The organism is Streptomyces sp. NPDC058274, assembly GCF_042881375.1.
GTDB lineage: Bacteria > Actinomycetota > Actinomycetes > Streptomycetales > Streptomycetaceae > Streptomyces.
The window spans coordinates 1-20843 of record NZ_JBHVXW010000002.1 but is presented as its reverse complement, the minus strand read 5'-3'; the positions used below and the strand labels follow the sequence as shown (position 1 = coordinate 20843).

Annotated in this window: 13 protein-coding genes; 7 read left to right on the top strand and 6 right to left on the bottom strand. The window is 72.6% G+C overall.

The genetic code is table 11. The annotated features are described in order from the left end of the window. Window positions 1-217 precede the first annotated feature (217 nt). Complete coding sequence (gene lhgO, locus ACFVYF_RS04510; RefSeq protein WP_389450718.1) at window positions 218-1432, bottom strand: L-2-hydroxyglutarate oxidase; 1215 nt, start codon at window positions 1430-1432, stop codon at window positions 218-220. A gap of 172 nt (window positions 1433-1604) precedes the next feature. Next, window positions 1605-3029 carry an MFS transporter gene (locus ACFVYF_RS04505; protein WP_389450715.1) on the bottom strand — a complete coding sequence of 475 codons (1425 nt, stop codon included), beginning with the start codon at window positions 3027-3029 and terminating at the stop codon, window positions 1605-1607. A gap of 712 nt (window positions 3030-3741) precedes the next feature. On the opposite strand from ACFVYF_RS04505, the gene ACFVYF_RS04500 reads away from it, so the two are divergent. Further along, window positions 3742-5823 carry an asparagine synthase-related protein gene (locus tag ACFVYF_RS04500; protein ID WP_389450713.1) on the top strand — a complete coding sequence of 694 codons (2082 nt, stop codon included), beginning with the start codon at window positions 3742-3744 and terminating at the stop codon, window positions 5821-5823. Window positions 5824-6171: 348 nt separating this feature from the next. Here the strand turns inward: ACFVYF_RS04500 and ACFVYF_RS04495 are convergent, their stop codons facing one another. Then, window positions 6172-6630, bottom strand: coding sequence for an Lrp/AsnC family transcriptional regulator (locus ACFVYF_RS04495; RefSeq protein WP_389450711.1), 459 nt, complete (start codon window positions 6628-6630; stop codon window positions 6172-6174). A 77-nt stretch (window positions 6631-6707) separates the two neighbouring features. On the opposite strand from ACFVYF_RS04495, the gene ACFVYF_RS04490 reads away from it, so the two are divergent. The 3 genes from ACFVYF_RS04490 (at window position 6708) to ACFVYF_RS04480 (ending at window position 11666) form a co-directional block, all read left to right on the top strand. Next, the gene (locus ACFVYF_RS04490; protein ID WP_389450708.1) at window positions 6708-7811 is read left to right on the top strand and encodes a Glu/Leu/Phe/Val dehydrogenase dimerization domain-containing protein; all 1104 of its coding nucleotides are present in this window, start codon (window positions 6708-6710) and stop codon (window positions 7809-7811) included. 4 nt (window positions 7812-7815) lie between these two features. Beyond that, window positions 7816-8169, top strand: a complete 354-nt coding sequence (locus ACFVYF_RS04485; protein ID WP_389450705.1) for a VOC family protein — start codon at window positions 7816-7818, stop codon at window positions 8167-8169. A 176-nt stretch (window positions 8170-8345) separates the two neighbouring features. Next, the gene (locus tag ACFVYF_RS04480; RefSeq protein WP_389450702.1) at window positions 8346-11666 is read left to right on the top strand and encodes a BTAD domain-containing putative transcriptional regulator; all 3321 of its coding nucleotides are present in this window, start codon (window positions 8346-8348) and stop codon (window positions 11664-11666) included. Here the strand turns inward: ACFVYF_RS04480 and ACFVYF_RS04475 are convergent. Beyond that, entirely contained in the window at window positions 11653-13578 is a 1926-nt protein-coding gene (locus ACFVYF_RS04475) for a sigma-70 family RNA polymerase sigma factor (RefSeq protein WP_389450699.1), read from the bottom strand. The two genes, ACFVYF_RS04480 and ACFVYF_RS04475, sit on opposite strands and share 14 nt — an antisense overlap. A 442-nt stretch (window positions 13579-14020) precedes the next feature. After that, window positions 14021-14785 carry a TetR/AcrR family transcriptional regulator gene (locus ACFVYF_RS04470; protein WP_389450696.1) on the bottom strand — a complete coding sequence of 255 codons (765 nt, stop codon included), beginning with the start codon at window positions 14783-14785 and terminating at the stop codon, window positions 14021-14023. Between the two features lie 374 nt (window positions 14786-15159). On the opposite strand from ACFVYF_RS04470, the gene ACFVYF_RS04465 reads away from it, so the two are divergent. Beyond that, window positions 15160-16563: an NAD(P)/FAD-dependent oxidoreductase gene (locus ACFVYF_RS04465; RefSeq protein ID WP_389450693.1), complete on the top strand. Its 1404-nt coding sequence runs from the start codon at window positions 15160-15162 to the stop codon at window positions 16561-16563. A gap of 124 nt (window positions 16564-16687) precedes the next feature. Then, window positions 16688-18376, top strand: a complete 1689-nt coding sequence (locus tag ACFVYF_RS04460; RefSeq protein ID WP_389450690.1) for a SpoIIE family protein phosphatase — start codon at window positions 16688-16690, stop codon at window positions 18374-18376. 41 nt (window positions 18377-18417) lie between these two features. Here ACFVYF_RS04460 and ACFVYF_RS04455 read toward each other — a convergent pair whose 3' ends face one another. Continuing rightward, window positions 18418-19695 (bottom strand): MFS transporter, encoded by a 1278-nt coding sequence (locus ACFVYF_RS04455; RefSeq protein ID WP_389450688.1) that lies wholly within the window; start codon window positions 19693-19695, stop codon window positions 18418-18420. 171 nt (window positions 19696-19866) lie between these two features. Here ACFVYF_RS04455 and ACFVYF_RS04450 point away from each other — a divergent pair, with 171 nt between their 5' ends. After that, window positions 19867-20421: a MarR family winged helix-turn-helix transcriptional regulator gene (locus tag ACFVYF_RS04450; protein WP_389450685.1), complete on the top strand. Its 555-nt coding sequence runs from the start codon at window positions 19867-19869 to the stop codon at window positions 20419-20421. Window positions 20422-20843: the final 422 nt, after the last annotated feature.

Below are 20843 nucleotides of genomic sequence, written 5' to 3'. Positions count from 1 at the left end.
GGACGCGCCTCCCGCGGCGGTACGGGGGGTGCGGACGGAGTGCCCTGCGGGCGATTTTGTGCAGGGCGGTGGCCTCGGGCGGGTTTCGTGCCTGGCGGCTTGGTGCGGGTAGGGCGGTGGCCTCGGGCGGGTTTCGTGCCTGGCGGCTCGGTGCAGGCAAGGCGCCGGCCGGAGAAGCCGGTGCCCGATCCGTGGCCGGCCGGGCACCTCGCGCAGGTCAGGCGGTCGACAGTGCGGTCAGGGCCCGTCGGGCGACCTCGCGGCCGATCGGCAGGGACGCGGTGGCCGCGGGTGACGGTGCGTTCAGGACGTGGACCGTCCGGGGGGTCTCCTGGATCAGGAAGTCGTCCACCAGCGTCCCGTCCCGCAGGACCGCCTGGGCCCGGACCCCGGCGGCTGCCGGGATCAGGTCGTCCGGGGTCACCGCGGGCAGCAGCCGCCGGACGGCGTCCGTGAAGGCCGCCTTCGACACCGAGCGCAGCAGCTCCCCTCCGCCGTAGCGCCAGTGGCGGCGGGCTATGCGCCAGGAACCGGGCCAGGCCAGGGTGGCCGCCAGCTCGCGGGGGCGGACGGTCCCCCAGCCGTACCCCTCGCGGGCCAGGGCCGGGACCGCGTTCGGTCCGATGTGCACGCTCGCGTCGATGCCGCGGGTGAGATGCACGCCGAGGAACGGGAACGCCGGGTCCGGGACGGGATAGACCAGGCCGCGCACCAGCTCCGGGCGCGCCAGCGTGTAGTACTCGCCCCGGAACGGGACGATCCGCATCCCCGGGTCGTCCCCGCTGAGCCGGGCGATCTCGTCGCAGTGCAGCCCCGCGCAGTTGACCAGCACGCGCGCGCGGACGACCCGGCCGTCGGCCGTGCGGACGGCGACGCCGAGCTCGGGGCGGCGGTCGATCCGGATGACCCGCGCGCCGTAGTGGATCTCCGCGCCGGAGGACTCCGCGAGGCGGCGGGCCACGGCGACGAAGTCGCAGATCCCTGTCGTACCGACCTGGATGGCGGCGAGGCCGCGGACCTCCGGCTCGTACTCCCCGATCTGGGCCGCGCCCAGCTCGCGGACCGGAATGCCGTTCTCCCGGCCGCGCTGCACGAGCGCGTGCAGCCGGGGCAGCTCGGCCTTGTGGGTGGCGACGATCAGCTTGCCGGTGACGGCGTGGTCGATGCCGTACTCGGCGCAGAACTTGACCATCTCGGTGGCGCCCCGCACCGCGAAGCGCGCCTTCAGGGAGCCGGGGCGGTAGTAGATCCCGCTGTGGATGACGCCGCTGTTGCGCCCCGTCTGATGGCGGGCGGGGCCCAGCTCCTTCTCCAGCACCATGACGCGCGTGCCCGGCGCGGCCCGCGTGATCGCGTACGCCGTCGACAGACCGACGATCCCGCCGCCGATCACCAGCACATCGCAGTCGTACACGATGGACACCTGCACCACCTCCCGACTTCAAGAGTGCACTGCGCCACTGACAACGCCCTCAAACCAGGGGGAGGCCCCGGCGCCCCGGTAGGGGCGCGAGGAAGTGCGTGATCAGCCACAGATCACCCGCAGCCCAAGACGCGAGCAATCGGGCAGACGCTCTCCGGGACAGGCGATCAAAGCGGAGCGCCTACGCGGGAGCCATGAGCAGCGGGCGTGCGCGCTCCCGCAGCTCCACCACGCGCGGTTCGTCGCCGTACGGCTCCAGTCGGTGCAGGAGATCCTTCACGTACTCGGTGGTGCGCGCCGACGAGATACGGCCGGCGACCTCGACCGCCCGGACGCCCTGTTCGCAGGCCGCGTCCAGGTTGCCCGACTCCAGCTCGGCGACCGCGGACACCACCAGGCGCAGCCCGTGCGAGCGTACGAACTCCTCCGTCGGCTTCGACAGTGCCTGCTCGGTGAAGCGGCGGACCTGGCGCGGCGCCTTCAGGTCGCGATAGCACTCGGCCGCGTCGGCGGCGAACCGGTCGTACGAGTAGAAGCCGAGCCAGGACGGATCCTGGTCGCCGTCACGGGCCCGCTCCAGCCAGCCCTCGGCGGCCTTCAGGGCGCCGCCTGCCGCGTGGGCGTCACCCGCGCGCGCGTGGGCCCGTGCCTCGACGAGGCGGAAGAAGCTCATGGTGCGCGCGGTGGCCAGGCCGCGGTTGCGCTCCAGAGCGGCCTGGGCGAGGTCGACGCCCTCGTCGCCGAAGCCGCGGTAGGTCGCCTGGAGGGACATGGAGGCGAGCACATAGCCCCCGAGGGGCACGTCGGCGGCCGCGCGGGCCAGGCGCAGTGCCTGGATGTAGTAGCGCTGGGCCGCTTCCTGCTGGCCGGTGTCGAAGGCCATCCAGCCGGCCAGCCGGGTCAGTTCGGCGCTCGCCCCGAAGAGGGCTCTGCCCACGTCGTCCGAGTACGAGCCGAGCAGCAGGGGTGCCGCCTCCACCCGTAAGCACTCGGGCACCATCGACGAACGCCAGTCGCCGCCGCCGTACTTGGAGTCCCAGCGCCGCGCGTCCTCCGCCGCCTCGCGGAGTTTCAGCACGTCGGTGTGGCCGACTTTCAGCGGTGCTCCGGAGCCCTCGGCCGGGCTCGCGTCCCGCGCCACCGAACTGTCGGCCGGTGTTATCAGCCACCGTGAAGCGGGAGTTGCGTAAGCGCTCACTGCGAACGATCCGGCGAGCGACTGCCAGATGCCGCCGCTGCCGGCCCGGCGCCCGGCCAGGTCGAGGCGGTACAGCTCCGTCGCCGACCGCACCGCCTGCCCGACGTCACGGGGGAAGGCGAGGCCCACTTCGGGTGCGGGATCCGCGTCCGCCAGACCGATCTCGTGGAGCGGTACGGGGCGGCCGAGTTTCTGGCCGATGGCGGCGGCGATGAGATGCGGCGCCGCACCCTGCGGCACCATTCCCTTCGACACCCAGCGCGCCACCGACGTCTTGTCGTAGCGAAGAGTCAGACCGCGTTGAGCGCCAAGGTCGTTGACGCGTCGTGCGAGGCCTGCGTTGCTGATTCCCGCGAGGGCGAGAACGGTGCCGAGTTTTTCGTTCGGCCCGCGTTGCTCCCTGGACATGCGCCACCCCTCGACACAGACGGCTGCCGCGCTGGCATAACCACGCGGCATTCGTAAACCCAGCGTAGTTCGCCCGATCCCAAGCGTTAAGGGGCGTAGGTCCGGATGGCGGGATTGTGGTCCGTACGACAGTACGGACGGTTGCGGCGTGCTCCCGTTGTGTGGCTGTGCGCCTGTCCGTGCGCTCTTCTCCGGCCACCGGGGGAGCGCTTCCATGGATCGTGCGTGGGTCGGCCCGCTGTACTGGATCCAGTGGGCTGGGGGAACGCCGCCGCCTACATCCCCGCGGGCGGCGGACCGGTCCGGGAGGCGGACTCCGCCTCCCGGACTGTGCGCCGCTCGCCTTGCGCAAGGCCTGTACGGAGCGTGTGCAGGGCTGGCCATCTGTCGACGATTTGGCTGATTTTCGACGGTGCCCCCAGAGGGTAATTCCCGTTCTCACCACGTGTCTTGAGGGCGCGTTAGGAGTTTTGGGGGAGCGCAACGGGGGCGCATTCGCGTCGCCGCCTTCGCCCGCCTCCCCTCGGATCGCCGTGCCCTGTGCGGCAGTTCGGCCACCCGCCGGCGTCGCCCCGGAGCCCGTGGGAGGCTCGCGGGGGCGCATTGCGGGGAGCGCGAGCAGTCGCACGGAGTCTCCTGTGTGCTTCCTTCGTGGCAGCATGGTGCCGAGTTCGTACGGTGCACTGGTTGTCCACAGCCTGTGGAGGCGGCGATGCGGTGGTTGGTGGGGTGGAGCAGTACCGCCGCCAGAGCCTCTGAGATCGGCTCGGCAGGATCCACCGGAAGCGACGGCGAGACCGTGCACCCGGTGGGCTCCCAACTCCTGTGGGGCGACCCCGATCCGCTCTGGGCGGTCGGCGACTGGCGTCCCGACGAAGTGCGCGTCGTGCAGGCCGACGCACAGAACCGGATCGCCGTCCTCGGCATCTGCGGCGCCTCCGACGAAGAGCTCCGGCTCGGTCTCGTCGCCGCCCGGGGAGGGGCACTTCGCCATCTGACCAACTGGTCCGGCAGCTACACCGCCGTCGTCCAGGTCGGCCGCCGCGTCATGGTCTGCGGCGACATCGCGGGCGCGCGGCCCGTGTTCTACACCCCCTGGGCGGGCGGTACGGCCTACGCGACCGCCGCCCTGCCCCTCGCCGACCTCATCGAGGCCAACCTCGACTTCGGGCACCTCGCCGCGCTCCTCGCCGCCCCCGACGTACCGGCCGCGGTGCACGACTCGACGCCGTACGACGGCGTGCGGCGCATTCCGCCGGGGCACGCGCTGATTCTGCGCGCGGGCGCCCGGGAGATCGCCGGGTACGAGCAGGTCGCCTCGCTCGCGGTGGCCGCGCCCATCGCCGACCCGACGAGCGCCGTGGACGCCGTCCGGGACGCCCTCATCGATGCCGTACGCGCCCGGCTCGCCGCGCCCCGGCATGTCCCCGGCGCCGATGTGGACCCCGGCCCCGTGCCCGGGATGGGACCCGCCGAGCGCCGCGCGGCGCGCGGTATGCCGGTGCCCGGGATCGGGGCCGACCTCTCCGGAGGGCCCGCCTCGGGGACACTCGCGCTGCTCGCGGCCGGGCTCCCCGGGATGCCGGGGACCGTCCTGGGGCACGGCACGGGCGCCGGCGAGCGGCTGCTGGCCCTCACCTTCAACGACCTCGCGGTCAGCGGGCGGGAGGCCGAGCTGCAGCGCGCCGGGTCGCTGGCCGCGAATCCCCGGCTGCACCATGTGGTCGTCGCCGGCGGTGAAGAGGTCCTGCCGTACGCCGACCTGGAGGGGCCGCTGACCGACGAGCCGGGGCCCTCGCTGGTCACGGCCGCCCGGCACCGGGCGCGGCTCGCCGCGGGCAGCGCGGACCACTTCACGGGGTACGGGGCCCGGCAGGTGCTGGACGCGCACCCCGCGCGCCTCGCCGATCTGCTGATGGACCGCAAACGGCGTCATCTGGTGCGGCCCGTGGCCGCGTTGGCGAAGGCGGACGGCTCGGTGATGGTCCCCGCGCGCGTGTATGGCGCGGCGCGGAAACTGGCCCGTACGCCGTACCGGACCGGCGTCGACGCGCTCGCCGACCGGTTGCTGCACCGGCGGTTCGAGGAGCCCGGCGGTGCCGTCGGGGCGTCGCTCGCCGCGCTCACCTGGGCCAGGCCCGGGCCCGCCGCGCGCTGGCTGACCGGTGAGGCGCTTGCTGAAGTATCGGTTCGCCTGGGGACGGCGGCGATGGGGCGGCCGGGGGTGGGGCCGGGGCAGCGGCCCGGCGACTTCCGCGCGCGTGCCGCGCTGGCGAGGCACGCGGCGGATCTGCGCATCCTGGAGCAGGCCGCGGAGGTCCGCTTCCAGCGGCTGCACGCGCCGTTCCTGGACAACCAGGTGGTACGCGCGTGCCGGGCCCTTCCCGAGGCGCTCCGGGTCCAGCCGGGGGCGCGGGCGGCGATTCTCCGTACGGTGCTGGAGGGGGCCGGGGTCGCCGACCTTCCGGCCGGCTGGGGGGCGCCGTCCCACGCCTCGTCGGCGGCGGCCGCGCGTACGGGGCTGCGGGTTTCCGTGGACTCCCTTGTCGCCCTGTTCGACACGCCGTTGCTTGCCGAGGCGGGGCTGGTCGAGGCGCGCGTCGTCCGCAAGGCGCTCCGCGCGGCGGCGGACGGCGAGCCGCTGCCCCTGGACGGCCTCGCCGACCTGGTCTCCCTCGAACTCTGGCTCCGCCGGCTGCTGTCCCGCCGGGGCACGTGCTGGACGGGGACGCCGGCTCGGCAGCGGGCGGTTCCTGCGGGGATTGCGCCTCGGGGGAGGGCGTTGGGAGCGTGATCTGGCGGGGGCGCCTTGAGCGGGGGTCCTTGTGCCGGTGGGCGTCGGTTCGCTGTCCGGCGGTGGGTGGGTGGGTCGCCTGGCGCCCGGGGGTGGGTCGGGTCCGTGCCGGTACATCCGCCCGTCGCCCTACCGGCTGTGCTGTCTTCTGGGGGTGCTCGGTCGGGTGTTCTCGCGCATGGCGACGGGCATGTGATGTACCGGCACGGACCCTTCGGCGAGTGGGCGGCTGCGGGGGTGTGGGGGTTGCGGGCGGGGGCCCCGGGGTGGCCTCGTCGGTGCGTGGGCGGGTGCGGGTGTGCGGGGGCGGTCCCCTGGGTGCCGGCGTCAGCGCGACATCTGGTGCGGTCATGCGGTGAGGGGTGGGAGCACCTGGTTGTGGGTGTGCTGGTAGATCACCGAGGTGCGGAATCCGACGACTTCGCGGCGCGCGGTGAACTTGTCCATCAGGAAGCCGTGGAGGTAGTCCACGCTGGGCGCGGAGACGTGCACGATCATGTCGTCGCCGCCTGTGACGACGTACACCGTGCTGACCTCGGGCAGGCCGACGGCGTACGTCTTGAATGCCTCGATGACCGACCGGCTGAGGGGGCGGATCTGGAAGTGGATGAGCGCCTGGACATGGCGGTTCAGGGCCGCCGGGTCGATCGCCGTGTGAAAGCCGGTGATCACCCCGCGGGCGCGCAGCGCCCGGATGCGTTCGAGACAGGTCGAGGGGGCGATGCCGAGGGTGCGGGCGATGGCGCGGTTGGTCTGGCGCGCATCACGCTGCAGAAGCCGGAGTATCGCCGAATCAAGTTCGTCCATGCGGCGAGTATCGCCCTCGTGCCGACTTTCATTCGGCTGGAGGCCGCAAGCTGTGCCGGAGCGCTTAGCTTCACGGGATGACAGCCGTACTTGCGCAAGCTCTGACCCTTGACATCCCGAATCTCTCGCACGAGTTGGTACAGGTGGTACGCGGCCGCCGCAGCGGCCACGCGATCTGTGTCGCCATCCACTCGACCGTTCTCGGCCCGGCTGCCGGCGGCTGCCGGATCGCTCACTACGCCGACCCGGGCGCGGCGGTCGCGGACGCGCTGCGGCTTTCGGAGGCAATGACCGGGAAGAACGCGCTGGCCGGTCTGGAACACGGCGGCGCCAAGGCAGTTGTCGCCCTGCCGACCGCAGCCCGGCCGGCCGGAGCGGAGCGCACGGCGCTGCTCCACGACCTCGGGGACGCGATCGAATCGCTGGGCGGCCGTTACATCGCAGGGCCGGACGTGGGCAGCAGCCCGGCCGACATGTCTGTGATCGGCGCACGCACCAGCCATGTCTGCTGCCGGCCCGTCGAGGACGGCGGCAGCGGCAACTCCTCTCTGCACACCGCGCGCGGCACCCTCGCGGCACTGGGCGCGGTGGCTGAGGAAGCCTTCGGGGCAGCGCAGTTCGCAGGCCGGACGTTCGGGGTGATCGGTCTCGGTGCGGTCGGTGGCCATGTGGCGCGGCTGCTCAACCGGGCTGGTGCCCGGCTCGTGGTGACAGACATCGACCCGGCCGCACACCACCTGGCCGAGGAGCTGGGCGCGACCTGGGTGGATCCGGACGACGCCCTCGCCATGGAGGTCGATGTCCTCGTTCCGGCCGCGCTCGGCGGGCTGTTGACCGCCTGCACGGTGCCGCGCCTGCGGTGCGTCGCCGTCGCCGGCCCGGCGAACAATCAACTGGACGAACCGGCCACCGCAGACCTCCTCGCGGCGCGTGGCATCCTGTGGGCGCCGGACGTGGTGGTCAGTGCCGGAGGCGTCATCCACGCCACCGGGGTCGAACTGCGCCAGGAATCCGAGGAGCGGCTGACCGCGCGGATCGACGGCATCGCGGTCACGCTCCGCCAGGTCTTCCACCTGGCCAGGACCCACCGGACCACACCCGCGGTCGCGGCCGCACGATTGACCCAGGACCGGGTCCGCCGGGGACCGACAACCACCCACGCCATGAAACAGGAGCGCTGACAACATGCCGAACCGTTGGGCCGGAGTGACCATCGACTGCGCCGACGTCGAAAAGGTGGCAGCCTTTTGGAGCGTCCTGCTGGACCGTCAGCCGGGGCCGTCCCGGCCTGGCTGGGTCTACCTCGGCGACCGCGACGACCCGCTGCCCCGACTCGTCTTCCAGCCGGTGGCCGAGCCGAAGCGCGGCAAGGTACGCCTGCACCTCGACGTCGTCGTCGACGACATCGACGAGGGCATTGCCCAAGTCATTTCCCTCGGCGGCCGGTTCACCGGCGAACGGCACGACTACGACGAGGGTGTGGTCGTCGTGATGGCCGATCCCGAAGAACACGAATTCTGCCTGGCCCAGTACTACTGACCCGCGCTACGCCCCGTCACGGCGCACCACATGTCAAGCGGGCGCCGGCAAAGGATCGTTCGCCGGCAGACGGCCCGCGGACGTTCCGGTCCCGGAACTGCCGGTCACTCTCGATATGCCGGGCAGGGGCGCCGGGCCGGGGGAAAGGCGCTGCTGTGGGGGGATGGGCAGGGAGAATGGGTGGGGTGCGGTACAGAATCCTGGGCGTTACCCAGGCGGAGGACGACCAGGGGACGCCCGTAGCCGTCGGCGGCCCCCGCCTGCGTACCCTGCTCACGGCCCTCGCCCTGCGCCCCGGCCGCACGGCCACCCCGGAGACCCTCATCGACGAGGTGTGGGCGCAGGACCCGCCCCAGGACGCCCCGGCCGCCCTGCAGGCCCTCGTCGGCCGGCTGCGCCGAGCCCTCGGCAAGGACGCGGTCACCTCGGAACCCGGCGGCTACCGGCTCGCCGCCGCACCGGACGACGTAGACCTGTTCGTGTTCGAAAGGCTGGTGCGGGACGGCAAGGCGGCCCTCGGCCGGGGGGACGCCACGGCCGCCGCCCGGCTGCTCCGCGAGGCCCTCGCCCTGTGGCGCGGCCCCGCCCTCGCCGACCTCCCCGACCGCTCCGCCGCGACCCGCCCGGAAGCGCTGCGCCTGGAGGCGACGCGCACCCGGCTCACCGCGGATCTGCGACTGGGCCGCGCCCCCGACGCCGTACCGGAGTTGCAGGCGCTGACGGCGGACCATCCGTACGACGAACCGCTGCACGCGCTGCTCATCCGCGCCCTGCGCGACACGGGCCGTCACGCGGACGCGCTCGCCGCGTACGAGGGGGCGCGCCGCGCGCTGCTGGAGGGGCTGGGCGCGGACCCTGGACCGGAACTGCGCGCACTGCACCAGGAGTTGCTGGACCCCGCCCCGGGTGCAGGGGTCGAACCCGACGGCGCACGGGGCGAGCCGCGGGGGAACATCCGGCGTCGGCTGAACTCGTTCGTCGGGCGGGAACCGGAGATCGAGGCCATCCGTTCGGATGTGCAGAGGGCACGCCTGGTCACCCTGACCGGACCGGGCGGCTCCGGAAAGACCCGCCTCGCCGAGGAAGCCGCCGCCGGGCTTCCGCAGGCCTGGCTGGCCGAGCTCGCCCCGCTCGACCGGCCGGAGGCGGTCGCCAGTGCGGTGGTCAGCGCCCTCGGTCTGCGCGAGACGGCGTTGATCACCAGCGAGATGTCGGCAGCGGTCGCGCAGGACGACCCCGTCGCCCTTCTCGTGGAGTACTGCGCTCCGCGCAGCCTGCTGCTGATCCTTGACAACTGCGAGCATGTCATCGGCGCCGCCGCCGCCCTCGCGGAGACGCTCCTGACCCGCTGCCCGGGGCTCACGATCCTCGCCACCAGCCGTGAACCCCTGGGCGTGCCCGGCGAGTCCGTCCGCCCGGTCGAGCCGCTGCCGCCGGTGTCGGCGCACCGCCTCTTCATGGAGCGCGCCGCCGCCGTCCGCCCCGCCGGCGAGGCGGCGCACGATCCCGAGGCCGTCGACGAGATCTGCCGCCGGCTCGACGGACTGCCCCTGGCCATCGAGCTGGCCGCGGCCCGGCTGCGGCTGCTCACCCCCCGGCAGATCGCCGACCGTCTCGACGACCGCTTCCGGCTGCTCACCTCCGGCAGTCGTACGGTGCTGCCCCGCCAGCAGACCCTGCGTGCCGTCGTCGACTGGTCCTGGGACCTGCTCGACGAGGGGGAGCGGACCGTGCTGCGCGAGGCGTCCGTGTTCGCCGGCGGCTGGGACCTCGCCGCCGCCGAGGCCGTATGCAGCGGTCCCGTGTCCGACCTGGTCGGCGCGCTCGTCGACAAGTCCCTGATCGTCGCGACCCCGTACGAGGACGGCGGCGCCGGCACCGCCCGCAGCAGCGGCATGCGCTACCGCATGCTGGAGACCATCCACGAGTACGCCACCGAGCGCGCCGCCGAGCAGCCGGACCAGCGCGTCGCGGCCGAGCTCGGCCACCGCGCATGGGTGCGCGCCCTGCTCGCGGAGGCCGAGCCCCAGATCCGCTCCGGTGGCCAACTCCCGTGGATCCGGCGCCTGGAGACCGAGCTCGACAACATCAGGGCGGCCCTCCACCGCGCGACCGCCGCCGGCGCAGAGGAGGAGGCCGGCGCCCTCGCCCTCGACATCGGCTGGTTCTGGTGGCTGCGCAACTTCCGCCGCGAGGGCATCGAGTGGACGAGCCGCGTCCTGCAGCTCGGAGTGGTCCTGGACACCGGCGGGCCCCTGGGCGACGACATCCTCGACAGGCTGACCACCATCGACGCGACCAAGGCGTATGTGGCCGGGGCCGACGCCGAGGCGACCCATCCGCTGCACGGCATGCGGATGAGGCTGCGGATGCAGCACCTCTTCCTCGTCGCGGAGGCCCAGCCGGCCGAACTCCTGCGCGACGAGGTCGCGGAGGAATACGTCCGGCGGACGCGGGCCGCCTTCGAGAAGGGCGGCCCGGACGCGGCCCGGCTGCCGGGCCTCGCCTGGGGGCTGGCCGTCTTCTTCCTCGGCGGCGGTGAGGACATGCTGTCCGCCATGGACGCGACCGTCGCCAACTGCCGTGCGTACGGCGGCGACTGGGAGATCGGCGTCAGCCTGATGTTCCGTACGCACCTGGTCGTCGACTCACCGGGCGGCCTGCGCGACATGGACGGCGACCTGACGGAACTGCGCGCCCTCAGCCGCCGGGTCGGCGACCGCTGGATGCGCGCGCAGACCTCCAGCGCGGCCGGTGAGCGGGCGATGGCCCTCGGCTCCTTCGACGAGGCGAAGGAGGAGTACGAGGAAGCCCTGCGCCTCGCCTACGAGGTGGGCGCGCAGGCGGAGACGCCGTTCCTCATGGCCCGGCTCGCCGAGATCGCCTACCGCACGGGGGACCGTTCCGGAGCCCTGGCGCGGCTGGACGAGGCGAGCGCGGCGGCCGATCGCTACGGGGTGATCGACTCCCGTGCCTTCATCCTCCTGCTGCGGGCCCAGTTGGCGCTGGACGACGGGGAGACGGCCCGGGCGCGCGAGCTCAGCGACGCGGCGCGCACGGAGGCCGGGCGGGGCAGCCCGCCGCCGCAGTTCGCCGCCGTCCTGAACCAGACGGACGCCCTGGCCGCGGCCGCCGAGTCCGGTCCGCTGCGGGGCCTGAGCCTGCTGGCCGACGCACTGCGCGAGGCGGTGGACGCGCGCTGCGCGGAGTGGGTGACGGGCGCGCTCGTCGACCACGCGGCCCGGCTGCTGGCCGAGTACGGCGATCTGCCGCGCGCGGTCCGGCTGCTCGCCGCGTCGGGACGCTGGCGCGGTGGCCATGCCCGGCCGGGCCGGGAGTGCTCGGACGCCGAGCGGATCGAGGCCGGCGCGCTGGCGGCCCTGGGCCGTCCCCGCTACGAGTCCGAGCGGGCCAGGGGCGCGGGCTTCACCCCGGACGACGTGCTGAAGGACCTGGCGGACGCGCTGAAGGACGCCGCCGGCGTCACCGGCACATGAACTTCGACTCGGCCCAGTCCGCCAACGCGACGGAGTCGAACGCGGTGTGGGGTTCGACGACCAGGCGGATCGTCTTGCGCCCGCTGAGGTTCACATGGACGGGGACGGCCGGGTCGCCGCCCCTGATCAGCGGCGACTGCCACTGACGGACCCCGTCGGCGTACACGGAGAAGCGGAGCCTGCCCAGCCCCAGCGTCATGTCGTCGACCCCGACCATCGCGTCGTACGCCGTGCAGCTGCGGTTGAGGTCGATGGTCACCGAGGACCTGCCGTGGACGGTCACGCCGTGCGCGTACTGCCGGTCGCCGACCGAGACGCCCCACCGCTGCCACACCCAGCTGCTTTCGCCGAGCCGCATCTCGGGAGCCGTTCCGTCGCCGGTGATGCCGTACTTCAGCTCGTTCCACTGGTAGATGGCGGGGGCGGGCGCCGGGGGCGGGGTGGGCTTCGGGGCGGGCCGGGGCGGCGTGGGCCTCGGCTTCGCCTTGGTGGGCGCCGGCGACGGCTCGGCCTTCGACGGTGTGGGCTTCGGCGGGGGAGCCGGGGCCGCCGACGTCGGGGCGACGATCGGCAGCGGCTGTTGCGCCGGCGCGGCCTTCGGCGGGTTCGGGGTCGGTGCCGGTGGTTCCGACTCGACCGCGTGCGAGGTGTCCGGCTTGGCCTCGGGCTTCTTGGCGGCGCCGTCACTGCCCGCCAGCGCGAGCGCCAGCGCCGCGGCGGCCACCGCGACGACACCTGCCGCGATACCCGCCTTCACCGGTGCGCCCAGCCCCTCCGAGGCCGCCGCGCCACCACCGGCGCTCGCCCCGCCGGAGCCGCCCGCCGCTGCGGCCGCACCCGCGGCCCCCGCCGCACCCGCACCGGCCCCGCCGGCGATGAGCGCGACCGCCTTCGCGTACCCGGCGGCTCCGAACCAGCCGATGACCGCGAGCGGTACGACCGCCGGAATCCCGCTGGCCACTTCCTTGATCTGGCCCGCCGCGAGGCGGCACTTGGCGCACTCCTCCAGGTGCTTGCGCAGCCCGCGCTCGGCCCGGGTACGCAGCCCGCCGCGGGCGTAGGCGCCGAGCCGGTCCGCGTAACGCGCGCACTCCTCGTCCAGGATCAGCGTGGCGCTGACATGCGCCTGGAGATAGGCCTGCTTGAGGCCTTCACGGGCCCGACTGGCAAGGACGCGCGTGCCGTTGGCGTCCAGACCGAAGAGGGTGGCGACCTCGCTCGGCGACTCGTCCTCGACCTCCGTGTGCCACAGCACGGCCTGCCAGCGCTCCGGCAGCGAACGGAACGCCTGCATGGCCATGGACTGCTCGGCCTCGTGCATCGCCCGTACGTCCGCGCCCAGATCGAGGGTGTCGTCGTCGGAGACCTCGGAACCGCGGGCGGCCTGCGCGGCGAACACCGCGAAGTCGTCGACCAGTTGCTCACGCTTCGCCGTCTTCGTCCAGTTCGCGGCGACGCGCCGGACGGTCGTCAGCAGATATGCGCGTACGGCGTGCTCGGGGCCGCTGCCGCCGCGCACCGCCTGGAGCATGCGCGCGAACACCTCGGCCGTGAGGTCGTCCGCGGTGTGTCCGTCGCGGCAGCAGGTACGGGCATAGCGGCGTACGGCATCCGCGTGCCGGCGGTAGAGCGCCTCGTACGCGGTGTCGTCGCCCGCACGCATGCGGGCGATCAGACCGGCGTCGGAGGGCGGGAGTTCGACCGGCGGCGGCAGTACGCCCTCGTCGCGCCGCTCGCGCTGGGGAGGGACGCTGGGGTCGGGGCCGCCGTCCATGCCGGGGCCCGCGCCGGGCGGCCCGGCCAGGCCGCCGCTCCTCGCGGGGCCACCCTGACTGGGCACCTGCCGCGGAGCCGGTCCGCCGGCCTCCGCGCCCCCGTCACCGAGTGACTCGTCCCGCCCGTCAACGCTCATTGCGGAATGCCCCCGCCTGCACACTCGGACCCGGATACCGGGAAAGCGTGCCACACGAGGCGCAGGGCAGGCCCTGTAGTACGGACCAACCACTCGTCCGTGGGGACTTCCCATACGACAGCACTAGCCGTCACCCGATCGGGGAAGGCTCAACGGACCTCCCCGGAACGGGAGTTGAACATGGACTGAAATGACCGGAATGCCCGAAGAGGGAGCCGGAGCCGGTCACCGGTCCCGCACCGGACACCGCCCCATGCAGGCAGCGGAGATGTCCGTCGCGAGCCCGGTGACCGTCGTCCGTGGCGCAGGTTTGTGTCGCGCCCGACCGTCACCCGTGGCGCAGGTTTCCGTCGTGCCCGACCGTCGCCTGCGGCGGTGGTCTCTGTCGCGCCCCGACCGGCGCCTGCGGCGGAGATCCCGGCGCAGGCCCGGTGACCGTCGCCTACAGCGGGCGCGACCGCAGTCCCTCCAGCAGGATGTCCAGCAGCCGGGCCGAGGCCGCGGCCTGCTGCGCGGCGTCCGGCAGCGAGGGCGCCGCCGTGGCGATCACCAGCAGGACGTCCGAGACCGTCACGTCCGGCCGCAGCTCGCCCGCCGCGCGGGCCCGCTCCACGAGCTGCCCGACGACCTCGAGCAGGGCGGCCGCACCGGTGCCGTCACCGATCTCCGGCTCCGCGTCCTCGATGAGCCGCAGTTCCGCGCTGGACTGGGACCGCTGCTGCGGCACCCGCGCCTCGTCCACCAGCACGTCCTCGGCCTCCTCGTCGGCGACCCCCACCCGCAGCACCTGCGGGGGCAGCAGCCGGCCGGCGCCGGAGGCCACCGAGGTGCGCAGGAAGCGCGACAGCGCCGACCACGGCTCGTCCTCCTGGCCGAGGGCCGAGCGCGCCTGGTCGGTCAGCCGGGAGGTCTCCTCCTCGGCTATCCGGTGCACCAGGACGTCCTTGCTCGGGAAGCGCCGGTAGACCGTGCCGACACCGACCCGGGCGCGCCGCGCGACGTCCTCCATCGGCGCGCCGTACCCCAGCTCGCCGAAGACCTCGCGCGCCGCGCGCAGTACGTGCTCGAGATTGCGCTGTGCGTCCACGCGCAACGGGGTCGTCCGTGAACCGTCCCCCGGACCGCGTCCGTTGCCACCCGCCGCGCCGACCGCACCACTGGGTGCGAGGGCGGAAGCGGAAGCCCAATGAGAGTCCTGAATGTGCATAAGCGTTCCCCCGGTAATGACGTCTCCCCCCGGAGACTCTCCCCGCCATTGGTAGCCGGAGCGTGTGGAACGAGCGTGTTTCACGAGCCCGTCTCGCGGACTCGCCGAGCGCATCCCCCTACACCCCGTCGACACACGAACATAGTTGAGAGGGGGTCAATTCAGAAGGGGCAGGTTCCGCACGGAGCGCCCCCCGATCGGAGTACGGGTCGGTTTGATCCCGATTGCTTCCCCTCCCGGTCCCTGGCTCACCCCATCTGACCTGCGAACTTCTCGCACGCTCCGGCAAATCGGCCAACCCTGGGCGACCGCGGCGGCCGGTCACACAAATTGCCGGGCCTGTGGACAAACTCCTGAGTCGGGTGCGTCATGGTGTGGTGACGGCTGCGATCAATCAGGGGACGACCCCCGAAGCCCGGAAGACTGCGCGCATTCTCATCGTCGGCGGCGGCTATGTGGGGCTGTACACCGCGCTGTGTCTGCAGCGGAAGCTGAAACGGGAGCTCAAGGCAGGCGACGTCGAAGTCGTCGTGATCTCCCCCGACCCATATATGACGTATCAGCCGTTCCTGCCGGAGGCGGCCGCCGGCTCCATCTCGCCGCGCCATGTCGTCGTACCCCTGCGCCGGGTCCTCGGCCAGTGCAAGGTCCTCATCGGCGAGGTCCAGTCGATCGACCACGCCAAGCGCACGGCCACCCTCGTCACACTCGCCACCGAGGAGGAGGGCGCGGGCGCGGAGCAGATCACCTACGACGAACTCGTCCTCGCCCCCGGCTCCGTCTCGCGCGCCCTGCCCGTCCCCGGGCTCGCCGAGCACGGCATCGGCTTCAAGACCGTTGAGGAAGCCATCGGCCTGCGCAACCACGTCATCGAGCAGATGGACATCGCCTCCTCGACCCGCGACCCCGCGATCCGTGACGCGGCCCTGACCTTCGTCTTCGTAGGAGGCGGTTACGCGGGCGTGGAGGCACTCGGCGAGCTGGAGGACATGGCCCGCTACGCCGCGCGGTACTACCACAACGTCCAGCCCGAGGACATGAAGTGGATCCTCGTGGAGGCGACGAACCGCATCCTCCCCGAGGTCGGCGAGGAGATGGGCAAGTACGCGGTCACCGAACTGCGGCGGCGCAACATCGACGTACGCCTGCACACACGGCTCGAATCCTGCGTCGACCGGGTCGCCGTCCTGAGCGACGGCGCACGCTTCCCCACGCGTACGGTCGTATGGACCGCCGGAGTGAAGCCGCACCCCCTGCTCGCCGCCACCGACCTGCCGCTGAACGAGCGCGGACGCCTCAAGTGCACCCCCCGGCTGACCGTGGACGGCGCCCCGCACGCGTGGGCCGCGGGAGACGCCGCGGCCGTCCCCGACGTCACCGCCCAGGAGCCCGGCACGGAGACCGCGCCCAACGCCCAGCACGCGGTGCGCCAGGCCAAGGTCCTCGGCGACAACATCGTCCACTCCCTGCGCGGCGAGGAGCTGGAGACGTACTCCCACAAGTACGTCGGTTCCGTCGCCTCCCTCGGACTGCACAAGGGCGTAGCGCAGGTCTACGGACGCAAGCTCAAGGGCTACCCTGCCTGGCTCATGCACCGCGCCTACCACCTGAGCAGGGTGCCCACCTTCAACCGCAAGGCCCGCGTACTGGCCGAATGGACGCTCTCGGGGCTCTTCAAGAGGGAGATCGTGTCCCTCGGTTCACTCGAACATCCCCGTGCGGAGTTCGAACTCGCGGCCGGTGGAAAGCCTCCTCAGGACCCGAAGGGGTCGTCCTGACCGGACCCAGGAACTCCCCCGGACAGGCCGGCGTCTGACGGATACCGGTCCGGTCGGCCAGACTGGTCCCCGACCTTGGGCGGGCCCACCGCTCGCTCTTCGAACCCCATGAGGCTTTTCCCAGGTGAACTTCACGCGCTGGAGCGCCCGACTTCCCGGAACGCAGCGCCGCGCCGCAGCGCGGACCGAGCCCGTGGTCTCCCCGGACCGGCGAGGGGAAGGGGCCGTGCCCGCGGCCCGGGCCGAGCAGCTGACCGACGACGCGCCGGTGCCCGCCGTCGACGAACTGCCGGTGCGCGAGGTCCTCGACCGCGTACCGGCTCTCGTCGCCCTGCTGCACGGCCCCGACCACCGCGTCGCGTACGTCAACGACGCGTATGTGGCGGCCTTCGGTGTACGCCCCGCGGGTGAACCCGCGCGTGAGGCGCTGCCGGAGCTGGACGAGCTGGGCCTGCTGCCGCTCCTCGACCAGGTGCTGCGCAGCGTCAAGCCGCGCACGGTCAAGTCCCGCAAGGCCCCCGACGGCCGGTCGTACACGTTCACCTGCACACCGGTCGACGTCCCCGCCCGCCCCCAAGGCGACGAGGCGTCCGGCGGCAAGGGCGGGGGCGGGCGCGGGGGCGTGCTGATCTTCGCCACCGACGTCACCGACCATGCCGAGGCCGCCGAGCGGCTGCGCGCCAGCGAGCGCAGCCAGCGCGAGACCGCCGTCACCCTCCAGCGCTCCCTCCTCCCCCAGGAGCTGGAGGAGCCCGACGACCTGCGCATCGCGGCCACCTACCAGCCCGGCGGCACGGAGGCCGCGGTCGGCGGCGACTGGTACGACGTGATCACTCTCGGCGGCGGCCGCACGGCGCTCGTCATCGGCGACGTCATGGGCCGCGGGGTGCGCGCGGCGGCGGTCATGGGTCAACTGCGCACGGCCGTACGCGCGTACGCCCGCCTGGACCTGCCCCCGCACGAGGTCCTGCAACTCCTCGACGGACTCGCCACGGAGATCGACGCCAACCAGATCGCCACCTGCGTGTACGCCGTCCACGACCCCAACGAGGGGCGGCTGGTGTACGCGTCGGCCGGCCACCTGCCGATCCTCGTCCGGGACGAGAGCGGCGTCGTGCTGCGGGCGGACGAACCCACCGGGCCCCCGCTCGGCACGGGCGGCTGGATGCACGCGTCGGGCTCGGTCCCGCTGGGCCCCGGTGCCACGGCCGTCCTCTACACGGACGGTCTCGTCGAACGCCGCACCGAGGACCTGGACGAGGGGATCGCCTCGCTGCAGCGGGCGCTGGCCGGTGCCACGGGGACACCGCAGGTGGTCTGCGACCGGCTGGTCCGCTCGGCCGGCGTCACCGCCGACCACGACGACGACGTGGCCGTCCTCGTCCTTCAGCACCCGGCGCATACCGGTCCGGACAGTGAGCTCTTCCGCAATGCGGCGCTGGAGCTGCTGGGGGGTGTGGAGGCGACGCCACGCGCGCGTGCGTTCGCCTCCGGCGTGCTCACCAGCTGGCGCTTCTCGCGTGAGCTGCATGACCTCGGTGTCCTCGCCGCCAGCGAGCTGGTCGCCAACTCGCTCCAGCACGGGACCCCGCCGATGCGGCTGCGGCTGCGCCGTACCGACCGTCGCCTGATCATCGAGGTCACCGACGGCGATGATCACCTGCCGCGGCGTCGGCGGGCCGATCCCGCGGACGAGGCGGGACGCGGGATCGCCATCGTCGCCACGATCGCCTCCAGCTGGGGATCCCGGCGTACGCCGGGCGGCGGCAAGGCGGTCTGGTGCGAATTCGCCCTCCCGCGCGCGGGACACTGACCTGGGCCCCACCGACACCGGGGGGCCCATCCGTACGACGGTCAGGCCGCCGGCGAGGTGTCTCGTACGGGATGCCGCGGGGCGCCTTGGGCGACGACGCGGCTCTTGCCCAGGGACGGCTGGTTCTGTACGGGCGTGAGCCGGCGGCCGAGGCGGATGGCCAGATACGTGATGCTCAGGGAGAAGAGCAGGAAGGTCACCACGTACGGCGCGTGCAGCGACGCCCCCATCGGACCGCCCACCGCCGGGCCGACCGCCAGCGCAAGTTGCTTCACCAGGGCGAAAGCGGAGTTGTACTGCCCCGCCATACCGCTCGGCGCCAGATCCGCCACCAGCGGAGCGACCGTCGGCGACAGCATCGCCTCGCCGAGCCCGAACAGCGCGTACGTCGAGACGAACGCAGCCGTCGCCATCGTCTTGCTGCCGTGCCCGAGCCCGGCGTATCCCGCCACGACCCACGCGACGGCCCAGATGAGCCCGACCGCCGCGATCACCCGAGACCGCTTCCGGCGCTCGACGAACTTCAGCACCGCGAACTGCGCGACCACGATCATCGCCGTGTTCGCCGCCAGCGCCGTACCGAGCGCGGAGGTCGAGATGCCCGCCGCCTCGACGCCGTACGCGCTCAGCCCGGACTCGAACTGCCCGTAGCAGGCGAAGAACAGCACGAAGCCGAGCACGCACAGCTGCACCATGGCGCGGTTCCCGAGCAGCCGCTTCCAACTGCCCCCCGCGGCCTGCGGTGCGTCCTCGACCTGCGGCGCCTGCGGCATCCGCACCGTCGCCATGATCCCGGCGAGCAGCAGGAACATCGCCGCCTCGATCGAGAACAGCAGCGTGAAGGAGCCGGCGCGCGTGGTGTCGACGAGGTGGCCGCCGATCAGACCACCGACGCCGAGCCCCAGGTTCTGCAGGAAGAACTGCATCGCGAAGGCACGCGACCGCGTGTCCGCGGACGAGCAGTCCACGATCATCGTGGCCAGCGCCGGCTGCATCACGGCCTGTCCGGCACCGAGGGCGGCGGCCGACAGCAGTACGGAGGTGGCGCTGCCCGCGAGCCCCAGGCTCAGCGCACCGACGGCCGCGGTGACCAGGGCGGCGATGAGGACCGGCCGCGGACCGCGCCGGACGATGGCCCGCCCGGCGAACGGAAGCACGACCAGCGCGGCCACGGCGAAGACAGCGAGCACAAGACCCGCAGTCATGGCTCCCAGATCCCGCACCTGCGCCACATAGACGTAGAGATACGGAACCGTGAAGCCGAGCCCGAACGCGCTGAGTGCGTTGCCCACGTGGATCCGGCGCATCGCTGCGCCCATCGCCCTGGTCACTTTCACCTGCCTTTGAACGCGGACCGGCCGGCCCCCGAGGGGGAGCCGGTCCGAGGTGTACGAGGAGTTAGCCCTGAAGACTTCAAAGCTAAAGTTCAGAGCTAAACAGTACACCTCGAAGGACTTCGATGCCAAGCGAGGGCGTGCCATACTGCGGCCATGGGCGACATCCCCGGCGTCGGCGTCAGCGAGCCGACCCTCGAAGAGCAGATCGAGGCCTACCAGCGCGAGTTCCAGGACCTCGATCCCCAGGTCGAGAAGATCGTCTCGGCGCTGGGCAGGCTCAACCGGCGCATGCACGTCGCCTACGGCCGGCAGACCGCCACCCTCGGCATCAGCAACGCCGAGTGGGAGGTGCTCAAGGCCCTGGTCCTCTCCGGGGCTCCCTATCGCCTGGGCCCGAGCGACCTGGCCAAGCGGCTGGGTCTCACACCGGCCGCGATGACCCACCGGATCGACCGCATGGTCACGGAGGGACTGGTCACCAGGGAGCGGGACGAATCGAACCGCGTCCGCGTCATCGTGGAGCTCACCGGCGAGGGCCGTGAGAAGTGGCTGGAGGCGATGCGTCTGGCCACGGTCTTCGAGGAGGACCTGCTCCAGGACCTCTCCACCGAGGAGCGCGGTGTCCTGGGCGAGGTGCTGACCCGGCTGCTGCGTCGGGTGGAGCACGCCCAGCCGGACGCCGGCGGCCGGCTCACGGACCTGGACTGAGGTCGCCGCGCGGCCCCCAAAAGATCTTGACAGGGCGGCTTGACAGCCCCATGCCGGATCCGTAAGGTTCTTCGAGTTGCCACGGAGCCGTAACGGTTCTGCGACAGCACATCCCGCCGCAGAAGCGGCACCAAACCACCAGCACGATCTCCCTGACCGGGTTGTATTTCGGCGCGCCCGAATTCAATTCGATTTGGGTTCGACGGCTCCGATTAGGAACCGCCGAGAGGATCCGCTAAAGTTTGGGACGTCGGAACGGCCCAACGGCCGGGAAGACAACCCCCGCTGACTGGGAATCAGGCCCGAAAGGATCTGATAGAGTCGGAACCGCCGGAAAGGGAAACGCGGAAGCGGAAACCTGGAAAGCACCGAGGAAATCGGAACCGGAAACGGTCTGATAGAGTCGGAAACGCAAGACCGAA

What these genes read in the sequence shown, in the direction of transcription:
- ACFVYF_RS04500 (WP_389450713.1), top strand. Translation starts at nt 3,742, where the DNA reads ATGCGGTGGTTGGTGGGGTGGAGCAGTACCGCCGCCAGAGCCTCTGAG.
- ACFVYF_RS04485 (WP_389450705.1), top strand. Translation starts at nt 7,816, where the DNA reads ATGCCGAACCGTTGGGCCGGAGTGACCATCGACTGCGCCGACGTCGAA.
- ACFVYF_RS04475 (WP_389450699.1), bottom strand. Translation starts at nt 13,578, where the DNA reads ATGAGCGTTGACGGGCGGGACGAGTCACTCGGTGACGGGGGCGCGGAG.
- ACFVYF_RS04480 (WP_389450702.1), top strand. Translation starts at nt 8,346, where the DNA reads ATGGGTGGGGTGCGGTACAGAATCCTGGGCGTTACCCAGGCGGAGGAC.
- ACFVYF_RS04450 (WP_389450685.1), top strand. Translation starts at nt 19,867, where the DNA reads ATGGGCGACATCCCCGGCGTCGGCGTCAGCGAGCCGACCCTCGAAGAG.
- ACFVYF_RS04455 (WP_389450688.1), bottom strand. Translation starts at nt 19,695, where the DNA reads ATGGGCGCAGCGATGCGCCGGATCCACGTGGGCAACGCACTCAGCGCG.
- ACFVYF_RS04490 (WP_389450708.1), top strand. Translation starts at nt 6,708, where the DNA reads ATGACAGCCGTACTTGCGCAAGCTCTGACCCTTGACATCCCGAATCTC.
- ACFVYF_RS04505 (WP_389450715.1), bottom strand. Translation starts at nt 3,029, where the DNA reads ATGTCCAGGGAGCAACGCGGGCCGAACGAAAAACTCGGCACCGTTCTC.
- ACFVYF_RS04495 (WP_389450711.1), bottom strand. Translation starts at nt 6,630, where the DNA reads ATGGACGAACTTGATTCGGCGATACTCCGGCTTCTGCAGCGTGATGCG.
- ACFVYF_RS04470 (WP_389450696.1), bottom strand. Translation starts at nt 14,785, where the DNA reads ATGCACATTCAGGACTCTCATTGGGCTTCCGCTTCCGCCCTCGCACCC.